At 61.5% G+C, this 23,513-nt stretch carries 15 protein-coding genes; 11 read left to right on the plus strand and 4 right to left on the minus strand.

The annotated features are described in order from the left end of the window. Window positions 1-29 precede the first annotated feature (29 nt). From hemC to hemL, 4 genes are read left to right on the plus strand one after another with little or no spacing between them, the layout of a single operon-like run. Complete coding sequence (gene hemC, locus L6963_RS01000) at window positions 30-1,037, plus strand: hydroxymethylbilane synthase (RefSeq protein ID WP_237206301.1); 1,008 nt, start codon at window positions 30-32, stop codon at window positions 1,035-1,037. A gap of 4 nt (window positions 1,038-1,041) precedes the next feature. Continuing rightward, window positions 1,042-1,863, plus strand: coding sequence for a uroporphyrinogen-III synthase (locus L6963_RS01005; protein WP_237206302.1), 822 nt, complete (start codon window positions 1,042-1,044; stop codon window positions 1,861-1,863). A 32-nt stretch (window positions 1,864-1,895) separates the two neighbouring features. Then, the gene (hemB, locus tag L6963_RS01010) at window positions 1,896-2,903 is read left to right on the plus strand and encodes a porphobilinogen synthase (protein WP_237206303.1); all 1,008 of its coding nucleotides are present in this window, start codon (window positions 1,896-1,898) and stop codon (window positions 2,901-2,903) included. 5 nt (window positions 2,904-2,908) lie between these two features. After that, on the plus strand, window positions 2,909-4,234 hold the full coding sequence (gene hemL, locus L6963_RS01015; RefSeq protein ID WP_237206304.1) for a glutamate-1-semialdehyde 2,1-aminomutase: 1,326 nt from the start codon (window positions 2,909-2,911) through the stop codon (window positions 4,232-4,234). Between the two features lie 225 nt (window positions 4,235-4,459). Here hemL and L6963_RS01020 read toward each other — a convergent pair whose 3' ends face one another. Together L6963_RS01020 and L6963_RS01025 are read right to left on the minus strand one after the other, a co-directional pair. After that, entirely contained in the window at window positions 4,460-5,797 is a 1,338-nt protein-coding gene (locus L6963_RS01020; protein ID WP_237206305.1) for a threonine/serine ThrE exporter family protein, read from the minus strand. Window positions 5,798-5,940: 143 nt separating this feature from the next. After that, a complete protein-coding gene (locus tag L6963_RS01025) occupies window positions 5,941-6,627 on the minus strand; it encodes a 3'-5' exonuclease (protein WP_237206306.1) in 687 nt (228 codons plus the stop codon). A gap of 138 nt (window positions 6,628-6,765) precedes the next feature. Between L6963_RS01025 and L6963_RS01030 the strand changes: the two genes are divergently transcribed. Together L6963_RS01030 and L6963_RS01035 are read left to right on the plus strand one after the other, a co-directional pair. Beyond that, window positions 6,766-10,224: an ATP-dependent DNA helicase gene (locus L6963_RS01030; RefSeq protein WP_237209135.1), complete on the plus strand. Its 3,459-nt coding sequence runs from the start codon at window positions 6,766-6,768 to the stop codon at window positions 10,222-10,224. Between the two features lie 9 nt (window positions 10,225-10,233). Next, complete coding sequence (locus tag L6963_RS01035) at window positions 10,234-13,914, plus strand: ATP-dependent DNA helicase (RefSeq protein WP_237206308.1); 3,681 nt, start codon at window positions 10,234-10,236, stop codon at window positions 13,912-13,914. Here L6963_RS01035 and L6963_RS01040 read toward each other — a convergent pair. Further along, window positions 13,903-14,853 (minus strand): phosphotransferase, encoded by a 951-nt coding sequence (locus L6963_RS01040; RefSeq protein WP_237206309.1) that lies wholly within the window; start codon window positions 14,851-14,853, stop codon window positions 13,903-13,905. The two genes, L6963_RS01035 and L6963_RS01040, sit on opposite strands and share 12 nt — an antisense overlap. A 53-nt stretch (window positions 14,854-14,906) precedes the next feature. Here L6963_RS01040 and nudC point away from each other — a divergent pair, with 53 nt between their 5' ends. The 4 genes from nudC to L6963_RS01060 all read left to right on the plus strand — a co-directional run bounded on the left by nudC (window position 14,907) and on the right by L6963_RS01060 (window position 20,746). Then, window positions 14,907-16,142, plus strand: coding sequence for an NAD(+) diphosphatase (nudC, locus tag L6963_RS01045; RefSeq protein ID WP_237209136.1), 1,236 nt, complete (start codon window positions 14,907-14,909; stop codon window positions 16,140-16,142). Between the two features lie 127 nt (window positions 16,143-16,269). After that, window positions 16,270-18,162, plus strand: a complete 1,893-nt coding sequence (locus L6963_RS01050) for a family 43 glycosylhydrolase (protein WP_237206311.1) — start codon at window positions 16,270-16,272, stop codon at window positions 18,160-18,162. 188 nt (window positions 18,163-18,350) lie between these two features. Continuing rightward, window positions 18,351-20,177: an ATP-dependent helicase gene (locus tag L6963_RS01055; protein WP_237206312.1), complete on the plus strand. Its 1,827-nt coding sequence runs from the start codon at window positions 18,351-18,353 to the stop codon at window positions 20,175-20,177. Next, complete coding sequence (locus L6963_RS01060) at window positions 20,177-20,746, plus strand: M48 family metallopeptidase (protein ID WP_237206313.1); 570 nt, start codon at window positions 20,177-20,179, stop codon at window positions 20,744-20,746. The genes L6963_RS01055 and L6963_RS01060 overlap by 1 nt, the downstream gene beginning before the upstream one ends. A 43-nt stretch (window positions 20,747-20,789) precedes the next feature. Here L6963_RS01060 and L6963_RS01065 read toward each other — a convergent pair whose 3' ends face one another. After that, complete coding sequence (locus L6963_RS01065) at window positions 20,790-22,178, minus strand: zinc-dependent metalloprotease (protein WP_237206314.1); 1,389 nt, start codon at window positions 22,176-22,178, stop codon at window positions 20,790-20,792. A gap of 161 nt (window positions 22,179-22,339) precedes the next feature. Between L6963_RS01065 and L6963_RS01070 the strand changes: the two genes are divergently transcribed. Further along, a complete protein-coding gene (locus L6963_RS01070; RefSeq protein WP_237206315.1) occupies window positions 22,340-23,425 on the plus strand; it encodes a YlbL family protein in 1,086 nt (361 codons plus the stop codon). Window positions 23,426-23,513: the final 88 nt, after the last annotated feature.

The following is a 23,513-nucleotide window of genomic DNA, read 5'->3' on the forward strand; positions in this document are numbered from 1 at the left end:
CTGACAAAGATTGCACGAAAGGACGCTCATTGGCAGCTCGAACATTTACCGTAGGTACGCGCGGGTCGGCTCTTGCGACCACTCAGACTGGCTGGGCTGTTCAGCGTATGCGGGAGGCGACCGGCATTGAGCTAGAGACCGTCACCGTCAAAACTGAGGGAGATGTGCTCACCGGCCCCCTGTCTCAGCTGGGTGGTACCGGTGTTTTTGCTGCGACTCTGCGCGCCCGCCTGCTTGATGGGGGAGTGGATGTGGCCGTCCATTCCCTGAAAGACCTGCCCAGTGCGCCCTGCCCGGGGCTGACCGTCGCTGCTACCCCGGAGCGGGAGGACCCCCGCGATGCCCTGTGCGCCCGGGACGGTCTGACCCTCGATACCCTGCCTGCTGGTGCCCGTGTGGGCACGGGGTCGCCGCGTCGGGCCGCCCAGCTGTTGGCTATCCGTCCTGACCTCACCATTGTTGATATCCGCGGTAATGTGGGTACCCGCCTGGCCCGTGTGGCTGGCAATGAGCACTACGGGGTGGGTGCCCACGGCCTGCACGGTGAGAAGAAGCTTGGCGCTATCACCGGTGACTGCGATGCGGTTGTGCTGGCTGCTGCCGGTCTGCACCGTCTGGGACTTGCTGAGACCATCACCGAGTACCTGGGGGCAGACAGGGTTGTGCCCGCTCCCGGCCAGGGGGCTCTCGCTATCGAAATTCGTACCGACGATGCCGGCGAGCAAACAGAGCTGGGGCAGGCTGTAGCTGCTGTCAACCACACCGAGACCCAGCTGGCTGTGACCGCTGAGCGCGCTCTGCTCCGCCGTCTTGAAGCGGGCTGTGCCGCCCCCATTGGGGCTTACGCCCTGGTGGACGCTGGCCAGCTCGTCCTTAACATCGCTGTGGCTAATACCGACGGCACCGAGCTGCTGCGGCACACCGTGCAGACAGAGACCCTGTCGGTAGAAGCCGCCGCCTTCCTCGGCACCCAGGCTGCCGATGACCTGCTGGGTATGGGCGCTGCCGCTCTCGCCGGTCTTGAAGGCGGTGCCTAGAGCTATGACTACCTATCTCATTACCCGCACCCCGGCTAAGGCCGCCGCGCTGACCAGCGTTCTTCTGGAACAGGACGCCGAAGCGCAGCTACTCTACGCCCCCATTCTTGACCCCGTAGGCACCGAACCAGAAGACTGGGAAGAAGTCGCCTTCGCCCTGATCCGCGGGGAATTCTCCTGGGTCACCTTCACCTCGGTCAACGGGGTGCTGGGCCTCGACGCCCTAGCTAAGGGGCTGGGCCAGAGCCTGGTTGAGCTCCTGGGGGCAGCCCAGATTGCTGCTGTCGGCCAGGCCACCGAAGCGGCCCTGACCGACCGGGGCCTGCTGGTCGACTTCGTGCCCGAAACCCAGTCAGCAGCCGGAATGGTCGACGAATGGCTCATCGACGAAGAATGGGACAACCCCATGGACGAAACCATCTTGGCCGTCCAGGGAACCACAGCTTCCCCGACCCTTGAAGAAGGGCTCACCGACTACGGCTACACCGTAGCCACCCTACCGGTCTACGATATGCTGCCCTACCCAGCAGAGAACCCCCTGACCGAGCAGAACCCCGCTGACCTTGACGCTCCGTCAGGTTCCGCGCTCACCCTGGGCGAGGCTGTCACCGCGCTCGCTACCACCGACGTCCTGATTGCAACCTCGCCCCTGCTGTTGCAGACCCTAGCGGACGCCGCCGGCAGCACCCTGCCCCCCACCGTTGCCATCGGGGCCAGCACCGAAGCCGCAGCCCGCAACCTACCCGAGCAGCAGCGTCCTGCCACCATCACCGTGGCGGCAAGCCCCGCCGCCGCAGACCTGGCAGCAGCCGCCCTCGCCCTCTAAGCTAAAAAGACACCTACCTGTCAAGGAAGACCATGTTTGAACCCTCAGCCCTCCCGGTGCGTCCCCGCCGCCTGCGCACCACCGGCCCCATGCGGGCCCTGACCGCCGAAACCGCCCTAACCCCGGCTAACCTGGTGCAGGTGCTTTTTGTGCGCGACGGCATTGACGCCCCCGTGCCCATCGAGTCCATGCCCGGCCAGTATCAGCACACCCTGGAAACCGTCATCGGGGAAGTCCAGAAAGCAGTAGATGCCGGCGTGCGCTGCATTGACCTCTTCGGCGTGCCCCGCGATGAAGATAAGGACGCAGCCGGTTCAGCAGCCTGGGCCGAAGACGGCATTCTCAACCGGGCTATCCGCGCTGTGCGCCAGCACTTCGGCGACTCGGTGGTCGTCATGGCAGATACCTGCCTCGACGAATTCACCGACCACGGCCACTGCGGCCCCCTGGTCGAAGACGCCTTCGGTAACACCGTCGTTGATAATGACGCCGCCGTGGAGTCCTACTGCAAGATGGCGGTTTCCCAGGCGCGCGCCGGTGCCCACACCGTCAGCCCCTCCGGCATGATGGACGGCCAAATCGCCGCCATGCGCACCGCCCTCGACGAAGCCGGCTTCACCGACGTTTCTATCTTGGCCTACTCCGCCAAATACGCCTCGGCCTTCTTCGGCCCCTTCCGCGATGCGGTGGGCTCCACCTTCACCGGCGACCGCAAAACCTACCAGCAGGACCCCGCTAACCGCCGGGAATCCCTTTACGAAGTCCAGCTCGATATCGAGCAGGGCGCCGATATGGTCATGGTCAAGCCCGCTACCGCCTACCTGGACATCGTGCGCGAGGTCGCCGACTTCTCGCCCGTCCCCGTTGCTGCCTACCATGTCTCCGGCGAATACGCCATGATTGAAGCTGCTGCCGCCGCCGGCTGGATCGACCGCAAGGCCGTAGCCCTCGAAGCCCTCATGGGCATCCGCCGAGCAGGCGCCTCCATCATCCTGACCTACTACGCCACCGAAGCCGCCACCTGGCTCAACGAAAGGTAAACCCCTTGACCGTCTCAGAAGACCTCTTTGCCCGCTCCACCCGCGTCATTCCCGGCGGCGTTAATTCCCCCGTGCGCGCCTTCAACTCCGTTGGCGGCACCCCAGCCTTCATGGTGGAAGCCTCCGGCCCCTACCTGACCGACGCGGACGGCCACAACTACGTCGACCTGGTCTGCTCATGGGGCCCGGCCCTGCTCGGCCACAAGCACACCGGCGTCATCGAAGCCGTGCACGCAGCGGTTGAACACGGCCTCTCCTTCGGCGCCTCAACCGCCGCTGAAACCGAGCTGGCTGAACTCGTGGTTGACCGCATCAACGCCGTAGCCCCCGGAACCATCGACCAGATCCGCATGGTCTCCACCGGCACCGAAGCAACCATGACCGCCATCCGCCTGGCCCGCGGCTACACCGGCCGCGACAAGATTATTAAGTTCGCCGGTTGCTACCACGGCCACGTCGACGCCCTGCTCTCAGAAGCCGGCTCCGGCGTCGCCACCCTGGCCCTGCCCGGCTCGGCAGGCGTCACCGCCGCTACCGCCGCCGAAACTATCGTCCTTCCCTACAACGACGAGGACGCCGTCCGCGCAGCTTTTGCCGCTAACCCCGACGAAATTGGTGCCATCATTACCGAAGCAGCCCCCTGTAACATGGGCGTTGTGACCCCTGCTGAGGGCTTCAACGCCTTCCTGCGCGAGATTACCCGTGAACAGGGTGCCCTCATGATTTTCGACGAGGTGCTGACCGGCTTCCGCGTCTCGTCCGCAGGCTACTGGGGCTACTCCGCCCCCGCAGAAGGTAACTGGGCCCCCGATATCTTCACCTTCGGCAAGGTCATCGGCGGTGGCATGCCCATGGCAGCCCTGGGTGGTAAGCGCGAAATCATGGAATACCTGGCCCCGCTGGGCCCCGTCTACCAGGCAGGTACCCTCTCCGGTAACCCCATCGCCATGGCCGCAGGCCTGGCCACCCTCAAGGCCGCTGACGCTACCGTCTACGAAACCATTGACGCCCGCTCAGCCCAGCTGCAGGCCGCCCTGGTTGAAGCCTTCAACACCGCCGGGGTCAACCACTCCATCCAGACCGCAGGCAACCTCTTCTCCGTTGCCTTTGGCACTGCTGATACGGGCGTGCACAACTACGAAGACATCAAGGCATCAGAAACCTACCGCTACAATGCCTTCTTCCACTCCATGCTGAACTCCGGCATCTACCTGCCCCCCAGCGCCTTCGAAGCTTGGTTCCTTTCAGCAGCGCACGATGACGCCGCCATGGACCGCATCATCGCGGCCCTGCCTGACGCCGCCCGAGCAGCGGCAGAGGCGACAGCCTAGAGTAAAACCCTATGCACAAGCGCGGTGCACTGACCTTCGCCAACTAACCTTCTCGCTGGCTCGCTAACTGGCTCCCAAGCTCGCCAGATTCGCACCGAGATTTATTTTCCTCGCGCGCTCGGAATCTCGGTGCTCATCACTAGCGATTCATGCCAGCCCCAGCCAGTTGGCTACCGGCCAGTGCACCGCGCTTGTGTTCATACTGGTATTTGGGAGCATTTACGGCTATCTCATGTGCCCCTGCGGCAGGGTGGCCAGGTTCTGGGTGTCGCGGTCGTAGAGCCAGTTCTTGTCCATGAGCAGGCGGGACAGGGCCAGACCCATTCCTAGAGCAGCGAAGATGAGCAGGACCTGCACGAAGCTGGCTAGGGCCTCATTGACATCGCCGTTAGAGAAGTGGGCCATGGACATGTAAAACATGACACCGGGAACCATAGTGACGGTAGCCGGCACCGCCAGGGAGATGCGGGAAACCCTGCGGGCATGGAAGGGAGCAATGATTTCTGAGAGTACCCCGGCGGTAAATACGGCCAGAGCGATGGCGAGGTGGGGCGCCCACCCGGCCTCTACCAGCCAGATACGACCCGGGTTTACGATTGCGGCGATTGCCCCTGCCCAGGTGCAGGAGAGGGGAGTGGCTGAGAAAAGCATGGCGAAGCCGAAGGCTGCGGTGAAGGAGGCCAGCATCTGAAGGATCAGGAGCAGCCAGAAGCCCAGGTGCGGGGCTGGGGCCTGCTCTAGGGGCAGGCTAAAGACCAGGGAGATGAGCCAGACCGAGAAGGACGCACTACCCAGGAGCAGGGCAACATAGGTGAGGCGGGAGATACCGGAGGAAAAGTCCATGCGGGCTATTTCTAGCATGCCGGTGACCAGGGGGAAGCCCGGTACCAGGTAGAGAATCGAGGATATAAAGCCCACCAGGTGGTTATCTGCGATGAGACCGGGGGCGATGAGCGCCGACATGACTCCCACATAGATACCGGCTGAGAGCAGGCCACAGAGCATCCAGACCGCCATATGGTTGAGACCCCGGTGGGCGAGGGTGGAGCGTAGGAGCTGGCCGGCGAAGGCCGCGATGAGAACGACTGAGCATTCAATGACCCCGCCACGATTGAGGAAGGCGAAGGCTGCACAGGCTAGGGCGGCAGCGAGAGCTAGGAGCCAGGGGGCGTAGAGGGGCTTTTCCTTCTCGATACGGGTGAGCGTGGCATCAGCGACGGCCGATTCGATGCGCTCGGGCAGCGACGAGACAAAGTCGCTGAGCAGGTCAATCTTGTAGGCGGAGATTCCCTTGATTCGGGTTTCGGCAATTTCGGTGCGGAAGTTGCCGCCGGAGTAGGCGGTGGTGGAAATTTCCGTGAAGTGCACCTGGGCGTGGTGTTCCTCCAGCCCTACGGCTTTGGCCAGGCGGGACATAGAGGCTTTGACGCGGTAGGCGCTCGCCCCGGATTTCATGAGAAGCAGACCCAGTTTGAGGACGACCGCTGATTGGGCTACCAGCTCTTGGTGCTGGTTGCGGGTGGAGCCGAGGTAGATGCTGTTGGTGGGCGCGGGCTCGTTCACGGTCGTCCTTGCGATTGAGGTGTATCTGCTTCTTTAAATCTAGTAGAGACAATGCAGAAAAGGACGCCGGTGGGCAAGTGATGGTGCTCAAGGCACCTACCTGCCCACCGGCGTCCTGCCTAAACGTTCACGCTACCTGAACCTTAGTCGGTGCGCACCGGCCAGGCACCGCTGACGTCCGCCTGCTTGCCAATGCGGTTGAAGTAGTCCTGCAGCTCAGCAGCTTGTTCAGCCGCCCAGGTAATCTGTTGCTCGTGTAGGGCAGTGGCGGGCTGTTCTATCTCGTCGTACTCAAAGCTCATAGCTGTCAGTAGGCGCTCAGCTGCCAGGGCATCGTCCTTGGAGGTGTGGGCGTTTTCTAGCTCGACGCTGTACTCGCTGGCCAGCACTTCCAGGGTGCGCTTGCCCTTCTTAAACTTGTGCACATGCTTATTGATGACCAGGGGGTCAAGCACCGGGTAGCAATTCAGGGGCGGGAAGCCGTAGCGGGCCAGCTCAAAATGCAGCACCGAGAAATCGTAGGCAGCGTTAAAGGCGATGACGGGAACGCCGTCGGCAAAGAGACCGCCCAACGCCATCGCAACCTCGTAGGCCACCTGCTGGGCAGGCTTGCCGTGCTCGCGGGCGTACTCGGTGGTGATGCCGTGAATAGCGGACGCCTGCTCAGGAATCTCAACCCCGGGATCAGCCAGCCATTCGCCTGCGCGCAGGACCTCACCGTCCGGAGAAACCAAGACCAAAGAAGCCGTGACGATGCGGGCTGTCTTGGGATCGATACCGGTGGTCTCAAGATCGAAGGTGGCGCGGGGAAGCTCGGTCCATGAAGTCATACCTTTGATAGTAGCCATAGAACCAGCCACACAAAAATATTTGAAGCAGGTGGCGCCCAGGCTCTTAAAATGTCAGCCACCTATGATGAACTTGGATTACAGACAAAAACCTTGACCATACACAACGGGGAGTACACGGTGACAGACGAGCAGCTTCAAACCCAGGGTGCTACTTTGCTCCTGGGCGCGCCCGGCAGCGGTAAAACCCGGGCCCTGTTAGATACAGCCACCAGCTTTATCGAGCAGGGTAACGACCCCGCCCGGCTACTAGTACTTACTCCTTCGCGTATGAGCGCTACCCGGTTCCGAGAATCGCTCTCAGCCCGCATCACCGCAACGGTTTCAACTGCCCCAGTGCGTGCCTGGCAGGCCTACGCCTTTGACCTTTTGCGACGAGCCCATATCGAGGGTTACCTACCCCACCTGGATTTCACCCCCAAACTGCTTTCAGGCCCCGAGCAGGACGTCCTCATCAAAGAGCTCCTTGACGGCCACCGCCAAGGCGAGGGCTCCAGCATCATCTGGCCTGATGACCTGCGCGAAGCCCTAGAGACCCGCGGGTTCCGCCACGAGGTGCGAGACTTCTTCGACCGCATGGCTGAGTACGACCTTACCGCTCAGTCTGTCAGCGACCTAGCGACCCGTTATGACCGCCCTGAATGGCAGGCGTTGGCTAAGCTCTACACCGAGTACCGCCAGGTGCGAGCCCTGAGAGCACCGCACGCTTTTGACCCCGCCGCCCTTATCCACGAAGCCACCAAAACCCTGCTAGCTCACAGGGATCTGCTGAACGCAGAACGCGCTCGCTTTGACCTGGTGCTCATCGATGACGTCCAAGAGCTTACCCCCTCTATCTACCGGCTTTTAGCTGTACTAGCAGGTAAGTCAGCAGAATACCTGCGGTCAACAGCGAGTAATACCCTTTCAAACAGTGCCGCTGAAAGCTCAGATCTAGAGGGTCTGCTGGCCTCAGGCCCGGCAACCATCATGACCTGCTGCACCGATACGGTCGTCCAGGGCTTCCGCGGTGCAAGCCCCCACCTAGCCTCCCAGCTGCCCGATATTTTTCCGGCTCTAACTACAGAAGAGCTCACCACCAGTTGGCGCATGGCACCTGCCATTGCCGAGCGCTGGGCCGAGCTGGCTTCCCGCTTACCCGCTGTGCCCCGGGCCGCCCACCGGCGCGTCCTGGTCCCCGCACCGCAGGAAGCCAGGGACGAGGCCCTGCTACCTGTAGGAGATGACGGTGCCCTCCTCAACCCCGAAAAAGCGGTGGATGAACGGGCAGAAGTGCTAGGCCTGGTGATTGAAACCCCCCAGCAGGAAAACCAGCTACTGGCCCAGATGATTCTAGAAGACCACCTCTACCGAGGCAGGGCCTACAGCCGCAGTGCCATTATCGTGCGTAAGGGCTCAGACGTAACCCGCCTGAAACGAGCCCTCATCAACCTGGGTCTGCCGGTGCAAACGGCAGCCTCCATTACTCCTGTGCGCGACGAACCGGCAGTGCGACCTTTCCTCGATGCCCTGGGGCTGATCCTGCACACCAGACGTCTACGGGCTAGTGAGCAAGGTCAGAGCACCCAAGTCGCAGAAACCGAAACTGAAGCCACCCAGCAGAGCAAAACCTGGGGCCTAGGGGCCGACCTTGCCGTTGCCCTACTCACCTCCCGTCTAGGTGGGGCTTCAAGCATGGATGTGCGTCGCTTACGCCAGCGCCTGCGGGCTGAAGAACTACGCGCCGGAGGAACCCGCGACAGTGACGCCCTACTGGTGGAAGCTCTCCTCAACCCGCAGCTGCTCCCTACCGGTGAAAGCAGCTCAGCTGCCCGCCGCTTAGGCAGAGTCCTTACCGCAGGTGATAAAGCCCTAGACCAGCCCGGCGCTACCGCCGAAACCGTCCTCTGGGCACTCTGGGAGGCCTCAGAACTCGCCCCCCTCTGGAAAGCCCAGTCCCTCTCAGGCGGCGCAGGCGCCGACCGGGCAGGACGAGACATCGACGCTATGATTGGTCTCTTCGAAGCCGCAGAACGGTACACCGACCAGATGCCCGGTGCCACCGCCGACCAGTTCCTTACCTACATCGACGCCCAGGATCTCCCCATGGATACCCTGGCAGAACGCACCAGCTACAGAGACGCTGTAGAAATCATGACCCCGGCCCTGGCCGCCGGTCGAGAGTGGGACACCGTTTACATCGCGGGACTACAGGACGGCACCTGGCCGAACACCACCGTCCGCGGCTCCTTGCTCGGAACCCTCGACCTGGTGGACGCAGCAACCGGACGCCTGGGGAGCAGCTCTGAGGAAACTGCTAGTCGGGGTGGGGCCGGGTATTCCATGCTGGAACGCTTGCGCGCTAACCGTTTCGATGAGTTCCGCATGTTTGCTACCGCCGCCTCTCGCGCCCGTTCCCGGGTCGTCTGCACCGCTGTTAAATCAAACGACCTAGCCCCCAGCGAACTGCTCGATATCTTCGCGCCGCACCCGAACGGGGAGCGCCCCCTCACCGAGGTGCGCCGCCCCATGACCCTGCGCTCGCTGGTGGCAGAGTTACGCCAGTGGTCAGAGGCGCAGCATCTCTCCCCGGTCAAAGCCGATGCAGCTGCCCGCCTCTTGAGTCGCCTCGCAGACCCGGGGCAGACCTCAGAGATGAACTTACCCGGTGCCCACCCCCGTTCCTGGTGGGGGCTGCTTCCGTTGTCCTCCCACACACCAACTTTTGCGGGCGACGGGCCAGTTCCGGTATCGCCGTCGCAGATCGAAAAGATCCATCGTTCTCCCCTGGATTGGTTTGTGGCAGCCTCCCGCGCCGAAGCGGCGACCGATGCTTCCCGCTCACTGGGCACCCTCATCCACGCCATCTGCGAAGATATGCCCGAGGGCAACGGCACCGATTTACGTGATGAACTGCACCGCCGCCTACCCCAGCTGGGCCTACCCGATACCTGGGAGAGCCAGAAGATGGTAGAGCGGGCCGAAGGCATGATTCAGAAGTTTGCCGACTACGTGCGTGAACTTAAAGGCAAAGGACGCTCCCTGGTGGGGGTCGAGGGCTCTTTCAGTGTTCTTGTTCCAGGCCCTGCCAAGGACGCCCTGCTCTCGGGGCGAGTAGACCGCATCGAGGTCGACCAGGTGGGTCGCTTCATCATCATCGACCTGAAGACCGGCAAGAGTAAGCCCAGTAAGGCCGATTTGGAACAGCACCCCCAGCTCGCTGCCTACCAGGTTGCCCTGGAAGCCGGTGCCGGGGCCCTGATGCAAGAAGCCCTGCACCGGGAGAACCAACATCAAGAAATCTCCACCCAGCAGAAACAAATCCCCGTCCTCGACGGCCTGCAGGAGCTCTCAGGCGGCGCCATGCTCCTACAAATCGGTGGAACCACCAAGAGCTACTCTGAGCAGGAGCAAGCCCCACTCACCGCCGAAAGCATCTGGGCAGTTGACCTTATCAACCGGGCCGCTGAACTCATTGCGGGGGAGTACCTGCAAGCTCGCCACACAGCCGCAGGCTCCTACAGCATCGGCTGCGCCCTACCCGATATCTGCCCCATCTGTTCCCGGGGCCGTGCCGTCACCGTCCGCCCCGCCCAGTAAGGCTGAACCATGACTGAAAAGAAGCCAGCAGAAAACCTCCTGACCCCCGAAGCTATCGCAAAAGCCCTGGGCCGCCCCCTGCCAACGGCTGAGCAATCTGCCATTATTAGCTCCCCGCTGGTGCCCCGCCTCGTGGTTGCTGGTGCAGGCTCCGGAAAGACCGCAACCATGGTTGACCGGGTGGTATGGTTGGTGGCCAACGGATTTGTACGTGCTGATCAGGTGCTGGGTGTGACCTTCACCCGTAAGGCTGCCGGTGAGTTGCGCGAGCGTATGCGCTCCCGTCTTGAAGAGCTCCGCCGGCAGGGGCTGGTGCGAGAGAACCCGGATCAGGGCGGTGAAGAGATTACCAGCGACCCCACAATTTCCACCTACCACTCCTACGCAAACACCCTGGTGCAGCAGTACGGTCTTCGTATTGGGGTGGAGGACGACGCCCAAATGCTGGGCGGTGCCCAAAGCTGGCAGCTGGTCGCTCAAATTGTTGAGCACTACGAAGGTAAGCTCCCCGAAAAAGATGTTGCCAAGTCAACCATGGTGGAATCCATCATCAAACTCTCATCTGAGTGCGCTGAGCACCTGGTCAGCCCCGATGCCGTCATTGACTGGTGCACAGAGACCCTGAAACAGGTGGAAGACCTGGGCAAACCCACCGTCAAAGGGGCAACCAGCGAACAAAGAGCCCTAGTACAGGGGCTGCAACTGCGCATTTTCTATGCGGAGCTGGTCAAACGCTATTCAGCGATCAAAGAGCAGATGCAGGTGATGGATTACGGCGACCTCATCGCTAAGGCTGCCCAGATCGCAAGAACGGTACCCCAGGTTGCTCAAACGGAGCGGGAACGTTTTAGGGTCGTGCTGCTAGATGAGTTCCAAGATACCTCTCACGCCCAGATGCAGCTCTTCTCAGACCTCTTCGGTGCCACCGCTGATGCACCTGCCCACCCGGTCATGGCGGTGGGTGACCCTAAACAGTCCATCTACGGCTTCCGCGGTGCTTCAGACGGTCAGCTCTTTAGCTTCTACGACTACTTCCCGGCAGACGACCGAACCGCCAGCTACCTCACCGTGGCCTGGCGAAACGACACCGCAATTTTGGCAGCAGCCAACCGGGTAGCAGAACCCCTGAGCGTGAGCCCTGACTGGGTCAAGCGAACCCACGCCATTGAGGTGCCGCCCTTGGTCGCTCGCCCCAACCCCACCGAAGGGCGGGTGCTGGTGGGCGAATACCTCACCGATCTGCAAGAAGCCCGGGCTCTTGGCCAAATGATTGCCGAGCAACGCTCCACCTTCGCTGGCCGTCCCCTGTCCGATATGCCCACCATGGCCGTACTCTGCAAAAAGCGTGCCATGATGGAACCCCTGCAAGAGGCATTCGATGAGCTGGGCGTTCCCTATCAGGTTGTAGGCTTAGGCGGTCTGCTCGATACTCCTGAGATTGTGGACCTTGTGGCCGTCCTACGGGTGCTCAGCGACCCGGGGCGCTCAGATGCCCTCATGCGTATTCTGGCCGGGGCCCGTTGGCGCCTTGGCGTATCTGACCTCCTTGCCTTTGGCGAGTGGGCAGAGACTCTCAAACGCCAGCGCGAACTCGAGATCAGGTTCGGCATCACTGCCCAGGCCGCTGCTCTACGCGCTGAGCAGGAAGTCCTTGACGAAGTAGAAGCTCTTAGCGAAGCTGCCGAACGTGGCGCTACCAACGCCCGGGAGCTTAAGGACGTCGGCGAGCAGGCCCCGGCGTCCGCTCAGGACTACCGGCGGTTACTTCAGGCAGCAGCCCCTGACGTCACCGACGGTGCTTCCCTCATCGAAGCGCTCGAAAACCTACCCCAGGAGGGGTGGGAATCAGCCCGCACCGGTCGGTCCATTAGTGCTGAGGGGCTTGGCCGCCTGAGGGCAGTTGCGGGGGAGCTCGCCTACCTACGCCAGTTCACCGCTGATGACCTCACCACCCTCATCAGCGAAATTGAGCGTACTCTTTTACTGGATATTGAGCTAGCTGCCCGCCCGGGGGCACACGCAACATCGGCCCGCAGACACCTTGACGCCTTCTACGATGTGGCCGCTACCTACGAGTCCACAGCCCCCCGCGTGAACGCCCTGCTCCTGGCAGCTGCCAACGGCCAGCCCCTGGAAGAGGGGGAGGACAGCGTCCGCTTTGCCCTCAGCGCCACCGGCGCCTCGGCATCGGGGGTTAGTGGCTTCTTAGCCTGGCTCGATGCGGCAGCCCAGCAGGAAGCCGGGCTCGAAATGGCAGCAGAGGCCCCCCGCCACGACGCGGTGCAAATTCTCACCGTACACGCTTCAAAGGGGCTGGAGTGGGACCAAGTGTATATTCCGGGCATGGCTGCCGGAGACTTCCCCGATGCTAAGGACGAACGCTGGACCAAGCAGTCGGACACCCTGCCCTGGCCCCTGCGCGGGGACGCCGCCTACCTACCCGGCTGGCGGTCGGACTTCGATCACTTGCAGGATCTCGGTGATTTCATGGCCCAGCTCTCGGAGCAAGCGGTAGAACACCGCACCCTGGAAGAGCGCCGTCTGGCCTACGTGGGGTACACCCGTGCCCGATCCCTGCTCGTTCTGACTACCTCGGCCTGGAAGGGAACCACGGCTAAGCCCCGCCTCATGTCTGATTTCGTCGCCGAGTTACTCGATGCCCCTGTTGAGTTAGCTGAAATTCTGAGCGAGCTTGACCCTGAGCAGGTAGGTACCGTCAACCCCCAGTCAGCCACGATTACTACCGCCCTCTGGCCCTTCGACCCCTTTGATGGGCCCCACCAGATGACCTGGACCTCCCTACAGGAACTCGAAGCAGCAGGCCCTGCACCCAGCCCGAACGAGAGCAAACAGGGCAACCTAACAGGGCTCAGCCCCCGCCAGGTAGTCGAGCGTGCGGCCCAGAACGTGCTGCGCGGTGGGCTTGAGGCAGATGCGCTCGCTGAAGCTCTCGCTGCCCTCCCCGACCCCACCCCGGAGCAGGCCCAAGAGACACGAGACGCTATCGAGGACTGGCAGGAAGAAACCGACCTGCTCCTGAGCCTGCTGGCCGCACCCGCGGAAAACAGCTCCTTCGAGCTACCCGGCCATCTGTCAGCCTCCCTGCTCGTCAATCTGGTCAAAGACCCGCAGGCCGTCATCGACAACATGCGACGCCCCATGCCCCAAAAGCCGGGTATCGCGGCCCGCCAGGGAACCATCTTCCACAGCTGGGTTGAAGACCACTTTGGCACCAGCGGCATGCTCGATATGGACGAAGATTTCGATGACGACAGCACCGAAGAAGAGCTCAATATCCCTGCCCTACGGGAAAACTTCCTGGCCAGTGACTGGGCAGGGCGTGAGCCCTGGGCCCTGGAATACCCCCTTGAAACTCCTCTGGCTGGGATCACCGTACGCGGCCGTATCGACGCTATCTTTACTCGGGTAGACGGGGACGGCGCAACTATCTGGCAGCTGGTGGATTGGAAGACGGGGCGCCCCCCGCGTACCAAGAAGGAGCTCAAGGAGCGCTCAGTGCAGCTCTCCCTCTACCGCCTGGGCTTTGCTCGCTTGCAAGGGGTGCCCGAAGAAAATGTAGAAGCCCACTTCTTCTATGCCTCCACCGGAGAGAGCATTGAAGTTACCAACTTCTCCACCCGGGCAGAGTTAGAGAAGGCCCTGGAACGGGCCGCCCAGTTAGCCGGCTAGGGCTCCAACAGCTCGCAGCTCAGCTTCGAGGTGATCGAGCATAGAAACAGCCTCTGAAATCATGACCCGGTCTTCTAGCTCCACCCCGCGAATCAGCCACTGGGCCAGACCGAACTCCGCATAGAGGTTAGCTCGAGCTTCGAGGTTCCGGTCGGGCTCCTGGGGCATCTCTTCACGGTAGGCCGCAAAGACCCTCTCCCTAAAGAGGGGGTCTTCGCAGGCGTACAGCCAGGCGAAGTCAGCAGCGGGATCACCGACGCAGACCTCTGACCAGCCGGTGATCTCAACGATTTTCTTCTGATTAAGCACCAGGTTGTCTTCGTTGAGGTCCCCATGAATGACGCGGGGGCGGAAGTCCCACATTACTGAATCGTTGAGCTGCTCTTCCCAGCGGGTGAGCAGTCCGGAGGGTACCTTGCCGGTAGCTACAGCCAGGTCAAGCTCGGCAAGGCGGCGCTCGCGGACCTGCTGGCCGGTGTAGACCGGTAAGTCGGCGTCCTCAACGATGGTGTTGGGGAAAACGTGAATGGTAGCGATGTGGCGGGCAATCTCGTCCGCAATATTGGGCTGGCCCTCGCGGGTTCGGTGGGAGAGGTCCGCTAAATCGTCGATGTCGTAGTGGGAGCCGGGGTTGTGGGTGTAGATGAAGGCCTGCCGCCCGTCGAGGGGAACGGTACCCACGATGGTGGGTACGAGGAAGGGCAGGCGGGCTCGGAGCCCCGGCGTAAAGGACTGGAGGATGACGTGTTCCGCTTCGAGGCGCACGCTCGCTTCGGGGTGCTTGGGGGCGCGGACGCGCCAGCGCTTGTCGGCTGAGTCAATGATGATGGCTGAGTCGAAGTCGAGGGCGTCGTCGGCTGAGGGCAGGGCGGCTACGGGGTAGAGCCCGGGAACCCCAGCTGATACGATGGCGGCAAGTTGAAGCGGTGTTGAAGTCACACTTTTAAGGGTACAAGAGAAGTTGGAACGAACCCGATATGAATGCTGAAAATATGACTAATCTGTCGGTAGCTGGTTCGCAGTACGGGACGGACGCTGCTCCGACCCCGGGTGGGCAGGGCTGGTTTTCGCCGTTGGGGCGATTGCCTCTGACTACCGACCGGGTGCGGACCACCGGCGCGGTGCGAGAACACTCCGGTTTCTTTGGGCACCTGGGGCGGGCTCTAACAGAGTGGCCGCTACCGACCGATGCCCCGTCAAACGACCTTTACCCATGGAAAGTTCGACCTGCCCTCATCGTTCTGGACGGGGGCAAGGTGCTCGTTGCAGAAACAGGTAACGGCCCCGAGCCACTAGACCTGGCCGGTGTCTTTGACCTGAACAGCGAAGCCTTGCTGAGCTACACTTCACTTGATCGCCACCAGCACCCTTCCCTGATTTTCGCTGGGAGCCGGGTGCTGGCGTCCGCCCCGGAGCAGGTGGGGGAGGGCTCCGCAGAGCCTCAAATGGAGCAGCCTGTGCTGGTACTCCTGGCCGACTTTGACCGCTACCTTAGCCTGGGTGATGCCCCGCTCAATCTTCAGGGATTTGAAAATCAGGAGCAGACCCTGGCCGAGGTGATAGCTGCCCGGTCTGGTGGTAGCTGGGTGAGCGTCCGCGACTATGCAGCCTTCGCCTATGAGGGCCAGGGAGCCGCCTTTGCCTGGGGCGAGGTGCTGGCGGCAGCGGCGTCCTTGAGCGCCTGGCATACATCCTCTGGTTTTGATGCGCGGACGGGCGCCCCCACCTTTGCCATCCGCGGCGGCTGGGTGCGGGTCACGGACGAAGGGCGGGAGCTGTTCCCGCGCACCGACCCGGCCGTTATTACAGCTGTTACCGCTGAGTGTGAGGGGGAGAGCAAAATCCTGCTGGGCCAGGCCCGGGCCTGGGGCAAGGGACGTTTTTCTACCTTCGCCGGTTTTGTTGAGGGTGGGGAAGCCCTTGAAACTGCTGTGCTCCGAGAGGTCTACGAGGAGTGCGGTGGGCGGGTCACCTCGCTGAGGTATCTAGGGTCGCAGCCCTGGCCTTTCCCCAGGTCACTGATGTGCGGTTTTCTCGCTGAGATTTCTAATCCCCAGCACGTTGAAGCGGACGGCGCTGAAATTGAGGAAATTCGTTGGTTCAGCCGAGCCGAACTACTTGAAGCCCACCGGTCAGGCGCTGTGCAGCTGCCCGGGCCGAGCTCTATTTCCCGCCGCCTGATTGAGTTCTGGCTGGGACAATCTTTAGAAGATACATTCAGTGCATAAAAATGTAGTGCTGGGGGCCGTTTAGGGGACGAATTGCGTGGTAATCTGTGAAATACCTGCACGTTACCAGTCACACATCTGGGTGTAGGTGCATATCATTCACTCGCACAGAAAGAGCAGAACACACATGTTCTCTGTAGCCTCGTCCTACCATGCCCTGAAAAGGGTAGCGGCAGCCACCCTAGCCGGTGGCTTGCTGGCATTGAGCGCCGCACCAGCTGCCAACGCAGCTGGATATACTGGCCCCTGGTTTGTCCCTGATAAGCCCTATGCAACCACAGCCCAGTGGGTGCCCGGTAATACCATTACCGTCGGTGAACTTGCAGATCCCGATGTCTTTCAGGAAAACGGTACCTATTATGCCTACGGCACCACAGCGGGTGGGCGCAATGTTCCTCTGATTACATCTACCGATCTGAAAAACTGGACGACTAATAAGCAGTACCGTCCTTATCCCTTTGTCCAAATGGATAACGGTAGTACACAACTTATTCAGAACGGAGGAGACCCCTGGTATAACGATACACTCGCTGTTCCCGGCTCCTGGGCTAAGCGCCAGCCTGCATCGTATCAGTGCAACGCAAATACCTCTGGCTGCTACGAAATCTGGGCTCCGTCGGTGGAGAAACTGTCCAACGGTAAGTACGTTATGGCCTATGTAGCCGTCAACCGCTACGACGGTAACGCTATTGGTCAGCAGTGTATCGGCCTGGCAGTAAGCGATAAGCCCACCGGCCCCTTCATCGATACCTCATCACAGCCCGTACAGTGTGGGTCGGACCCCAAGGGTGCCCTTGACCCCGACCTCTTCCGCGACGCCAACGGCAAGCTCTACATGTACTGGAAGAACGAGGGCACTCCCACAACTCGTACTAATTTCTGGGTACAGGAAGTCAGCGCTGATGGTAAGCGCCTGGTGACATCCGCGCAGAAGATGGGGCTTGAAACCCAGGCCCTTAAAACCACTACTGAGGCAACCAAGTGGCGCTGGTTCGAGACCTGGGAGATGCCGCTGATTGAGAACCCCTCTATGGTTAAGTATGGCGGTTCCTACTACATGTTCTACTCCGCCTCAGAATACTCCACGAACAAGTACCGTACAGGCTACGCCAAGTGCTCAAGTCCTACCGGCCCCTGCACTCGTGTGCAGAACACCCCGATTATGTCAACGGATGCAAGCCAGAACATGTTTGGCCCCGGCGGTGCGTCGGCCTTCGTGGATAAGAACGGAGCGCTCCGCGTAGCCTATGCTGCCTGGCTGAGCGTTAACGGGCAGGGCGCAGCTGACTATAACCATTGCCTTAATAGCACAAAAGTCTCTTACTTTGAGTATGCTTTATCAGACAAACGTTGTTCTATGTCTAACCAGCGTTTCTTCCACGTTGCCACCGTTGAACGCGATTCTAATGGCATGATGGCAGTGAGCCGCAAGTCTGAGTTTGTCCCCACCCTGGGGCGTGCTTCCACGCAGCTTTCCTTCAACGATGTGAAGTCAACAGACATGTTTGCTACCGAAATTACCTGGTTGGCCCGTACCGGTATCACCACCGGCTGGTCGGATGGTACATACAAACCTGTTACCCCCATTGAACGCGGAGCAATGGCAGCCTTTATGTACCGTCTTGCTGGATCCCCACAGTTCAATGCTCCTAGTACTCCTTCATTCTCTGACGTTCATCGCGATCACCCCTTCTACAAGGAAATCGAGTGGATGAAGGCGGCTGGTATTACGCGGGGAAACCCTGATGGAACGTTTGATCCTCAGGGCAGAGTCAGCCGTGAGGCAATGGCAGCCTTCATTTACCGTGCATCCGGTCAGCCGGCGCACAGCGGTACTACCGGGTTCACAGATATGCACATGACCGGTTTTAAGAAAGAAATTTCCTGGTTCAAGACCCAGGGAATCGCAACCGGTTGGGAAGACGGATCTTTCCGTCCTCAAGATCCGGTGAACCGAGACGCCATGGCCGCTTTCATGTACCGTTTCACCCAGAAGGGACCCATGATTGGCTACCCCTAAATAACACAGCCACATTTAGGTACCTAAGGCTCCTCAACGAGCCGAAGATATGATCTCCCGGCACCCCGCCTCTAGCACTCAGAGGCGGGGTGCCGCCGCCCTATCATCGTCTGGCGGCACCCGGTAGACTAGAAAGCTGGCGTGGCCGCTACCGGCCACAAGGACTGCGAGGGTAGGGGAGAAGCACCATGATTCACGATAAGCTCAGGGCCCAGCCCATTACCCTGTCTGCCCCCAACCCCGAGACTATCCTTGAGGGGCTTGACCCCGAACAGCGTCGGGTGGCTACCGAATTGGCCGGGCCCATGTGCGTGATGGCGGGTGCCGGCACCGGCAAGACCCGGGCCATCACCCACCGCATCGCCTACGGTATCGCCATCGGTCGCTACAACCCGCGGGCCGTCCTGGCTCTCACCTTCACCAACCGGGCAGCCGAAGAAATGAAGGTGCGCCTGCGCCAGCTGGGTGCCGCTGGGGTCGTAGCCCGTACCTTCCACTCAGCTGCCCTCGCCCAGCTACGCTATTTCTGGCCCCAGGCCATCGGCGGGGCGCTACCCGAGATTATCAAGAACAAGTCCCAGTTCATCATCGAGTCAGCCCGCCGCCTAGGGCTGGCTACCGACCGGGCCATCGTGCGCGACCTTGCCAGCGAAATCGAGTGGGCCAAGGTTTCCATGCTCACGGCCGACTCCCTCATGCCCCACCTGGCCCACCGGGAGCTGCCGGCAGATATCAGCCCCATCGACATGGTGCGCCTGCTGCGCACCTACGAGGAGCTGAAGGACGAGCGTAACGTTATCGACTTTGAAGATATCCTGCTGCTGACCGTCGCCATCATCGAGGAAAACCCCGATATCGCCGCCCAGATTCACCAGCAGTACCGCCACTTCGTGGTGGATGAATACCAGGACGTCTCCCCCCTGCAGCAACGCCTACTGGATGCCTGGTTGGGGCGCCGCGATGACCTGTGCGTGGTGGGCGATGCTTCCCAGACTATCTACTCTTTTGCCGGGGCAACCAGCCGCCACCTGCTCGAATTCCGCACCCGGTTCGAGGGCGCTACCGTGGTTAAGCTGGTGCGTGACTACCGTTCCACCCCGCAGGTGGTCGACCTGGCTAACCGCCTGTTAGCGGCCCGCCGTCAGATGCCCGACTCCACCCGCTACTCCTGGGCCCCGCCCCTGCAGCTGGTCTCCCAGCGAGAGCCCGGGGCCAAACCCGAGTGGTTTGAGTACGCCGATGACGAGCAAGAAGCAATCGGTATCGCTGAAGACATCAAGGATCTCATCGACAAAGAGGGCGTTCCGGCTGCCGATATTGCCGTTCTCTACCGCACGAACTCCCAGTCCGCTGCCCTGGAACAGGCCCTCACAGACGCCGGAATCAACTACCAGCTTCGCGGCGCAGAACAGTTCTTTGACCGGCCCGAAGTTCGCGCCGCTATCAGCATGCTCCAAGGGGCAGCCAAGGGAGCTGAACCCACCGACAGCGTCACCCAGCTTGTGAGAGATAACCTCAAAAACCTGGGGTGGTCAGCCAAAGCCCCCCAGCGTTCCGGTCAAGAACGAGCCCGCTGGGAGTCCCTCGAAACCCTGGTGTCCCTTGCCGACCGCCTAGCTGACGAGCGCAGGCAGGCGCGGGAGCGGGCGTCCGCTAACGGCGCCACCGACCTACCCCCGGAGTTCACCCTCTACGAGCTGGTAGCCGTGCTCATCCAGCGCTCCCAGCACCGCGATGCCCCCTCCCTCAACGGCGTCACCCTCGCTTCCCTGCACGCTGCCAAGGGCCTGGAGTGGGAGGCAGTCTTCCTCTGCGGCCTCAACGAGGGCCTTATGCCCATTTCATTCGCCCAAACGAGCGACGAGGTCGACGAAGAACGCCGTCTCTTCTACGTCGGTATCACCCGCGCCCGCTCCTACCTGACCTTGAGCTGGTCGCGCTCGCGCACCCCCGGCGGACGGGCCGGGCGCAAGCGCTCCCGCTTTATCAACGACATCGCTCCCAAGGGGGTCTAATGGCTACCTCGCGTGAGATTCTGCCCGCGACGGCGTCCCGTCCCGAGATTGAGGTGGTGCGCTCTACCCGCCGCACCCGCACGGTACAGCTAGCGCCGCATAAGGACGGACGCCTGCGCCTGATGGTCCCCGCCACCTCCACCGACGGGGAGATCGAGGACTACCTGCGCCGCATGCTACCTAAGGTAGAGGCCCGTCGGGCCCGCAAGGACGCCGGTGCCCAGCGGGGTGCCCGTGATGAGTTTTTGCGGGAGCGGGCAGACTATCTGCGTGCTACTTACCTGCCCGAAGCCCCAGAACCGGTGTCGATTCGCTGGGTGACCAACCAGAAACAGCGCTGGGCTTCTGCCACGGCAGCCGAGCGCACTATCCGCATCTCGCATACACTTCAGGGCGCACCGGAGTACGCCCTGGATTCAGTGATTTTTCACGAGCTCTGCCACTTTCTAGAGCCCAATCATTCATCTGCTTTTAGAGCCCTTGAAGCCCGCTACCCCCACCTTGAGAAAGCTCGAGGTTTCTTGGAAGGCGTCAACTTTGGGCAGAAAAAACAAGCAGAGGGTGCCTGAAAGAAGGGGGTCTAGGGAAGATGTTTCCCTAGACCCCTGTCGGCTATTCCTTGTCCTTGCTGTCGGTTCCCTCAGTGGGCTCGTCGTAACCGCCGGCTAGAAGTTTTTCAAGGGCCGCGTCGAACTCGTCCTCGCTGGCGTTGAGCAGGGCCCGGCGGGAGGTGAAGCCTGCGGGGTCATCCAGATCCTCACCGGTGGGTAGAGTCTCGGGGCCCTCCCAGAGCTGGTCACGGGCCTCGAAGCCGTGGTTTTCTTCGTAGTGGCGCCAGAAGGCAAGGGCCTCGCGCATCTTGCGGGGGCGCAGCTCAAGACCAACCAGCTGGGCGAAAGCGTGCTCTGCGGGGCCGCCGGTGGCGCGACGGCGGGCCATGGTCTCAGCCAGCTGCGGGGCCATGGGCAGGTTTTTGGTGGCCTGCTCGGTGACGAGGCTGACCCAGCCTTCAATCAGGGCCAGCAGGGTTTCGAGACGGTCAAGGGTCAGCTGCTGGTCTTCGGTGAGCTGGGGCTTGAACATGTCGCCGGCGAAGGCGTCCATCATGGCCTCGGGGTTTGAGGGGTCGAAGTCGATGTCGTTAGCGGCTGCCTGCATACGCTCAATATCAACGTGAATACCGCGGGAGAAGCGCTTGATAAGGTCAATGATGTCCTCACGCAGCCAGGGGTTGGTCTTGTGCAGGCGAATCAGGGCAGCTTCGCGCACGGCAAGGTAGAGCATGACCTCTTGGGCCGGGATTTCCAGGCCTTCGCCGAAGGCTGCAACACCGGCCGGTAGTAGGGCTGAGCGCCCCTGGGCCAGCGGGATACCAATGTCGGTGGACGAGACGACCTCTTCGGCCAGTTTGCCGATAGCCTGCCCCATCTGCATACCGAACATCATGCCGCCAAGACCGGCAAAGAGATTGCCGCCGCCGAGCATGCCGGCCATTTCTTCGGGCATCTGCTGCTGGATAGAGGAGGTCATGGCTGATGAGACTTCTTCGGCAACGGGGCCGGCGATGTCTTTCCAGGTGGCAAAGGAGTTCTCAACCCACTCGGCTTTGGCCCAGGCTTCAACACCGAAGGCAGGACGCTCGAAGATGGTCACGGGGTCCAGCCAGAGATCTGCCAGGGCAGCAGCGTCACGGACTGCGCCTGCCTGGGATGAAGTCACCGAGGGGTCTTCACCCATGGCCAGTACCTGGCGGGCATGCTGCTTTGCCATATCCCAGTTGACGGGTTCGTCGCTAGACTGGGCACTCATCATCGAATTGACCTGGGCGAAGATACCCGAGAGCATGGCCGGGTCGAGGGGGATACCCATGTTTTTGAGGGCATCGGCGTCGAAGCCCGCGGCCCCGTTCATGGCTGACGGATCAAACCCCTGCTCCTGTAGCTTTTTGAGGAACTCTTCAAGGGGGTCACGGCCAGCTGAGTCGTAGGGGTTGTTGGTCACGTTCTGCCTCGTTTCAATAGGGGGCTGCGGCGCCCGCCGCTACTGTTTCTCACTAGCCTACCGACCTCGTCGCGTACCCCGGGATGCTTTTAGCCCTGAGCCAAGTGGGAATTTGCTGGGGAGTGGGCTGGGCTGGGCGATTTTGCTAGTAGGCTAGTCCTATGGTTTTTTCGAAGAGGGACAAAGCAGGCGCCCGCCCCCGTGAACGTCGGGCTGATTTGCGCACGGTGAGCGCGGTGGGGGCCCTAGGCCTGTCGATGTTTTCGCTGGTGATTCCGGTTGATTTCGTGACCGAATCACCCGGCCCTACTTTCAACACCATCGGTGAGTTCGATAGTAAGCCGCTCATTGAGATTGAGGGCGCCCAGACCTACCCGGTAAGCGGCAACCTCGATATGACCACGGTATCGGTTGCAGGCGGCCCCAACACTTCTCTCTTTGCGGTTGGAGCGCTGGCAACCTGGCTGGAAGACTCTACCGCGGTACTGCCCAGCGATTTGATCTATGCTCCTTCAGTGACCAGTGAACAGGTCACCGCGCAGAACACTGCCGATATGACCAACTCTCAGGAGGTAGCTCAGGCGGCTGCCCTCACCCAGTTGGGCATCGACTACACCGAGATTTTAACGGTGTCAGGTGCCGTTGAGGGTGGCCCCAGCCAGGGCATCCTCCAGGAGGGCGATGTGGTTACCGCTCTCAACGGTGAGCCGCTGGCAAGCTACACCGACCTGACCGCGCGGGTGAACGCGTCCGCCGGGCAGCCCGTTACCCTCACCGTGACCCGCGACGGCAGCGAGCAGGACGTTACCGTCACCCCCTCCTACAATGAGCAGGGGCAGCGCTACGTGCTGGGCCTCTACATCGCCCGCTCTTTTGAGTTCCCCATGACCGTCAACTACGGCCTCGAAGAAGTGGGCGGCCCGTCGGCCGGCATGATGTTTGCCCTGGGCATTATCGATGAGCTGACAGAAGGTGAGATGACCGGCGGTATTCACTTTGCCGGAACCGGCACCATCGACGCGGACGGCACCGTAGGCGGCATCGGCGGCATTGAACAAAAGATGCGGGGAGCTGCGGACGCCGGTGCTACGGTTTTCTTGGCACCGGCAGATAACTGCGGTGAGGTGGTCGGTAATGTGCCGCGTCGCCTGAACGTTATTAAGGTTGCTACCCTCGATGAGGCGGTAGATGCGGTGACCCGCATCGGCCAGGGTGAAGACCCTGCCACCTTCCCCACCTGCTCCTAAACCAGCAAGTAGTAGGGGAGTATCACCCTAGAGCTGAAACAGTAAGCCTACTCTCGAAACTCACAGCTTTCTTTGGCACAATAGTGTC

This window comes from Rothia nasimurium (genome assembly GCF_928392795.1).
Classification (GTDB): Bacteria; Actinomycetota; Actinomycetes; order Actinomycetales; family Micrococcaceae; genus Rothia; species Rothia nasimurium_F.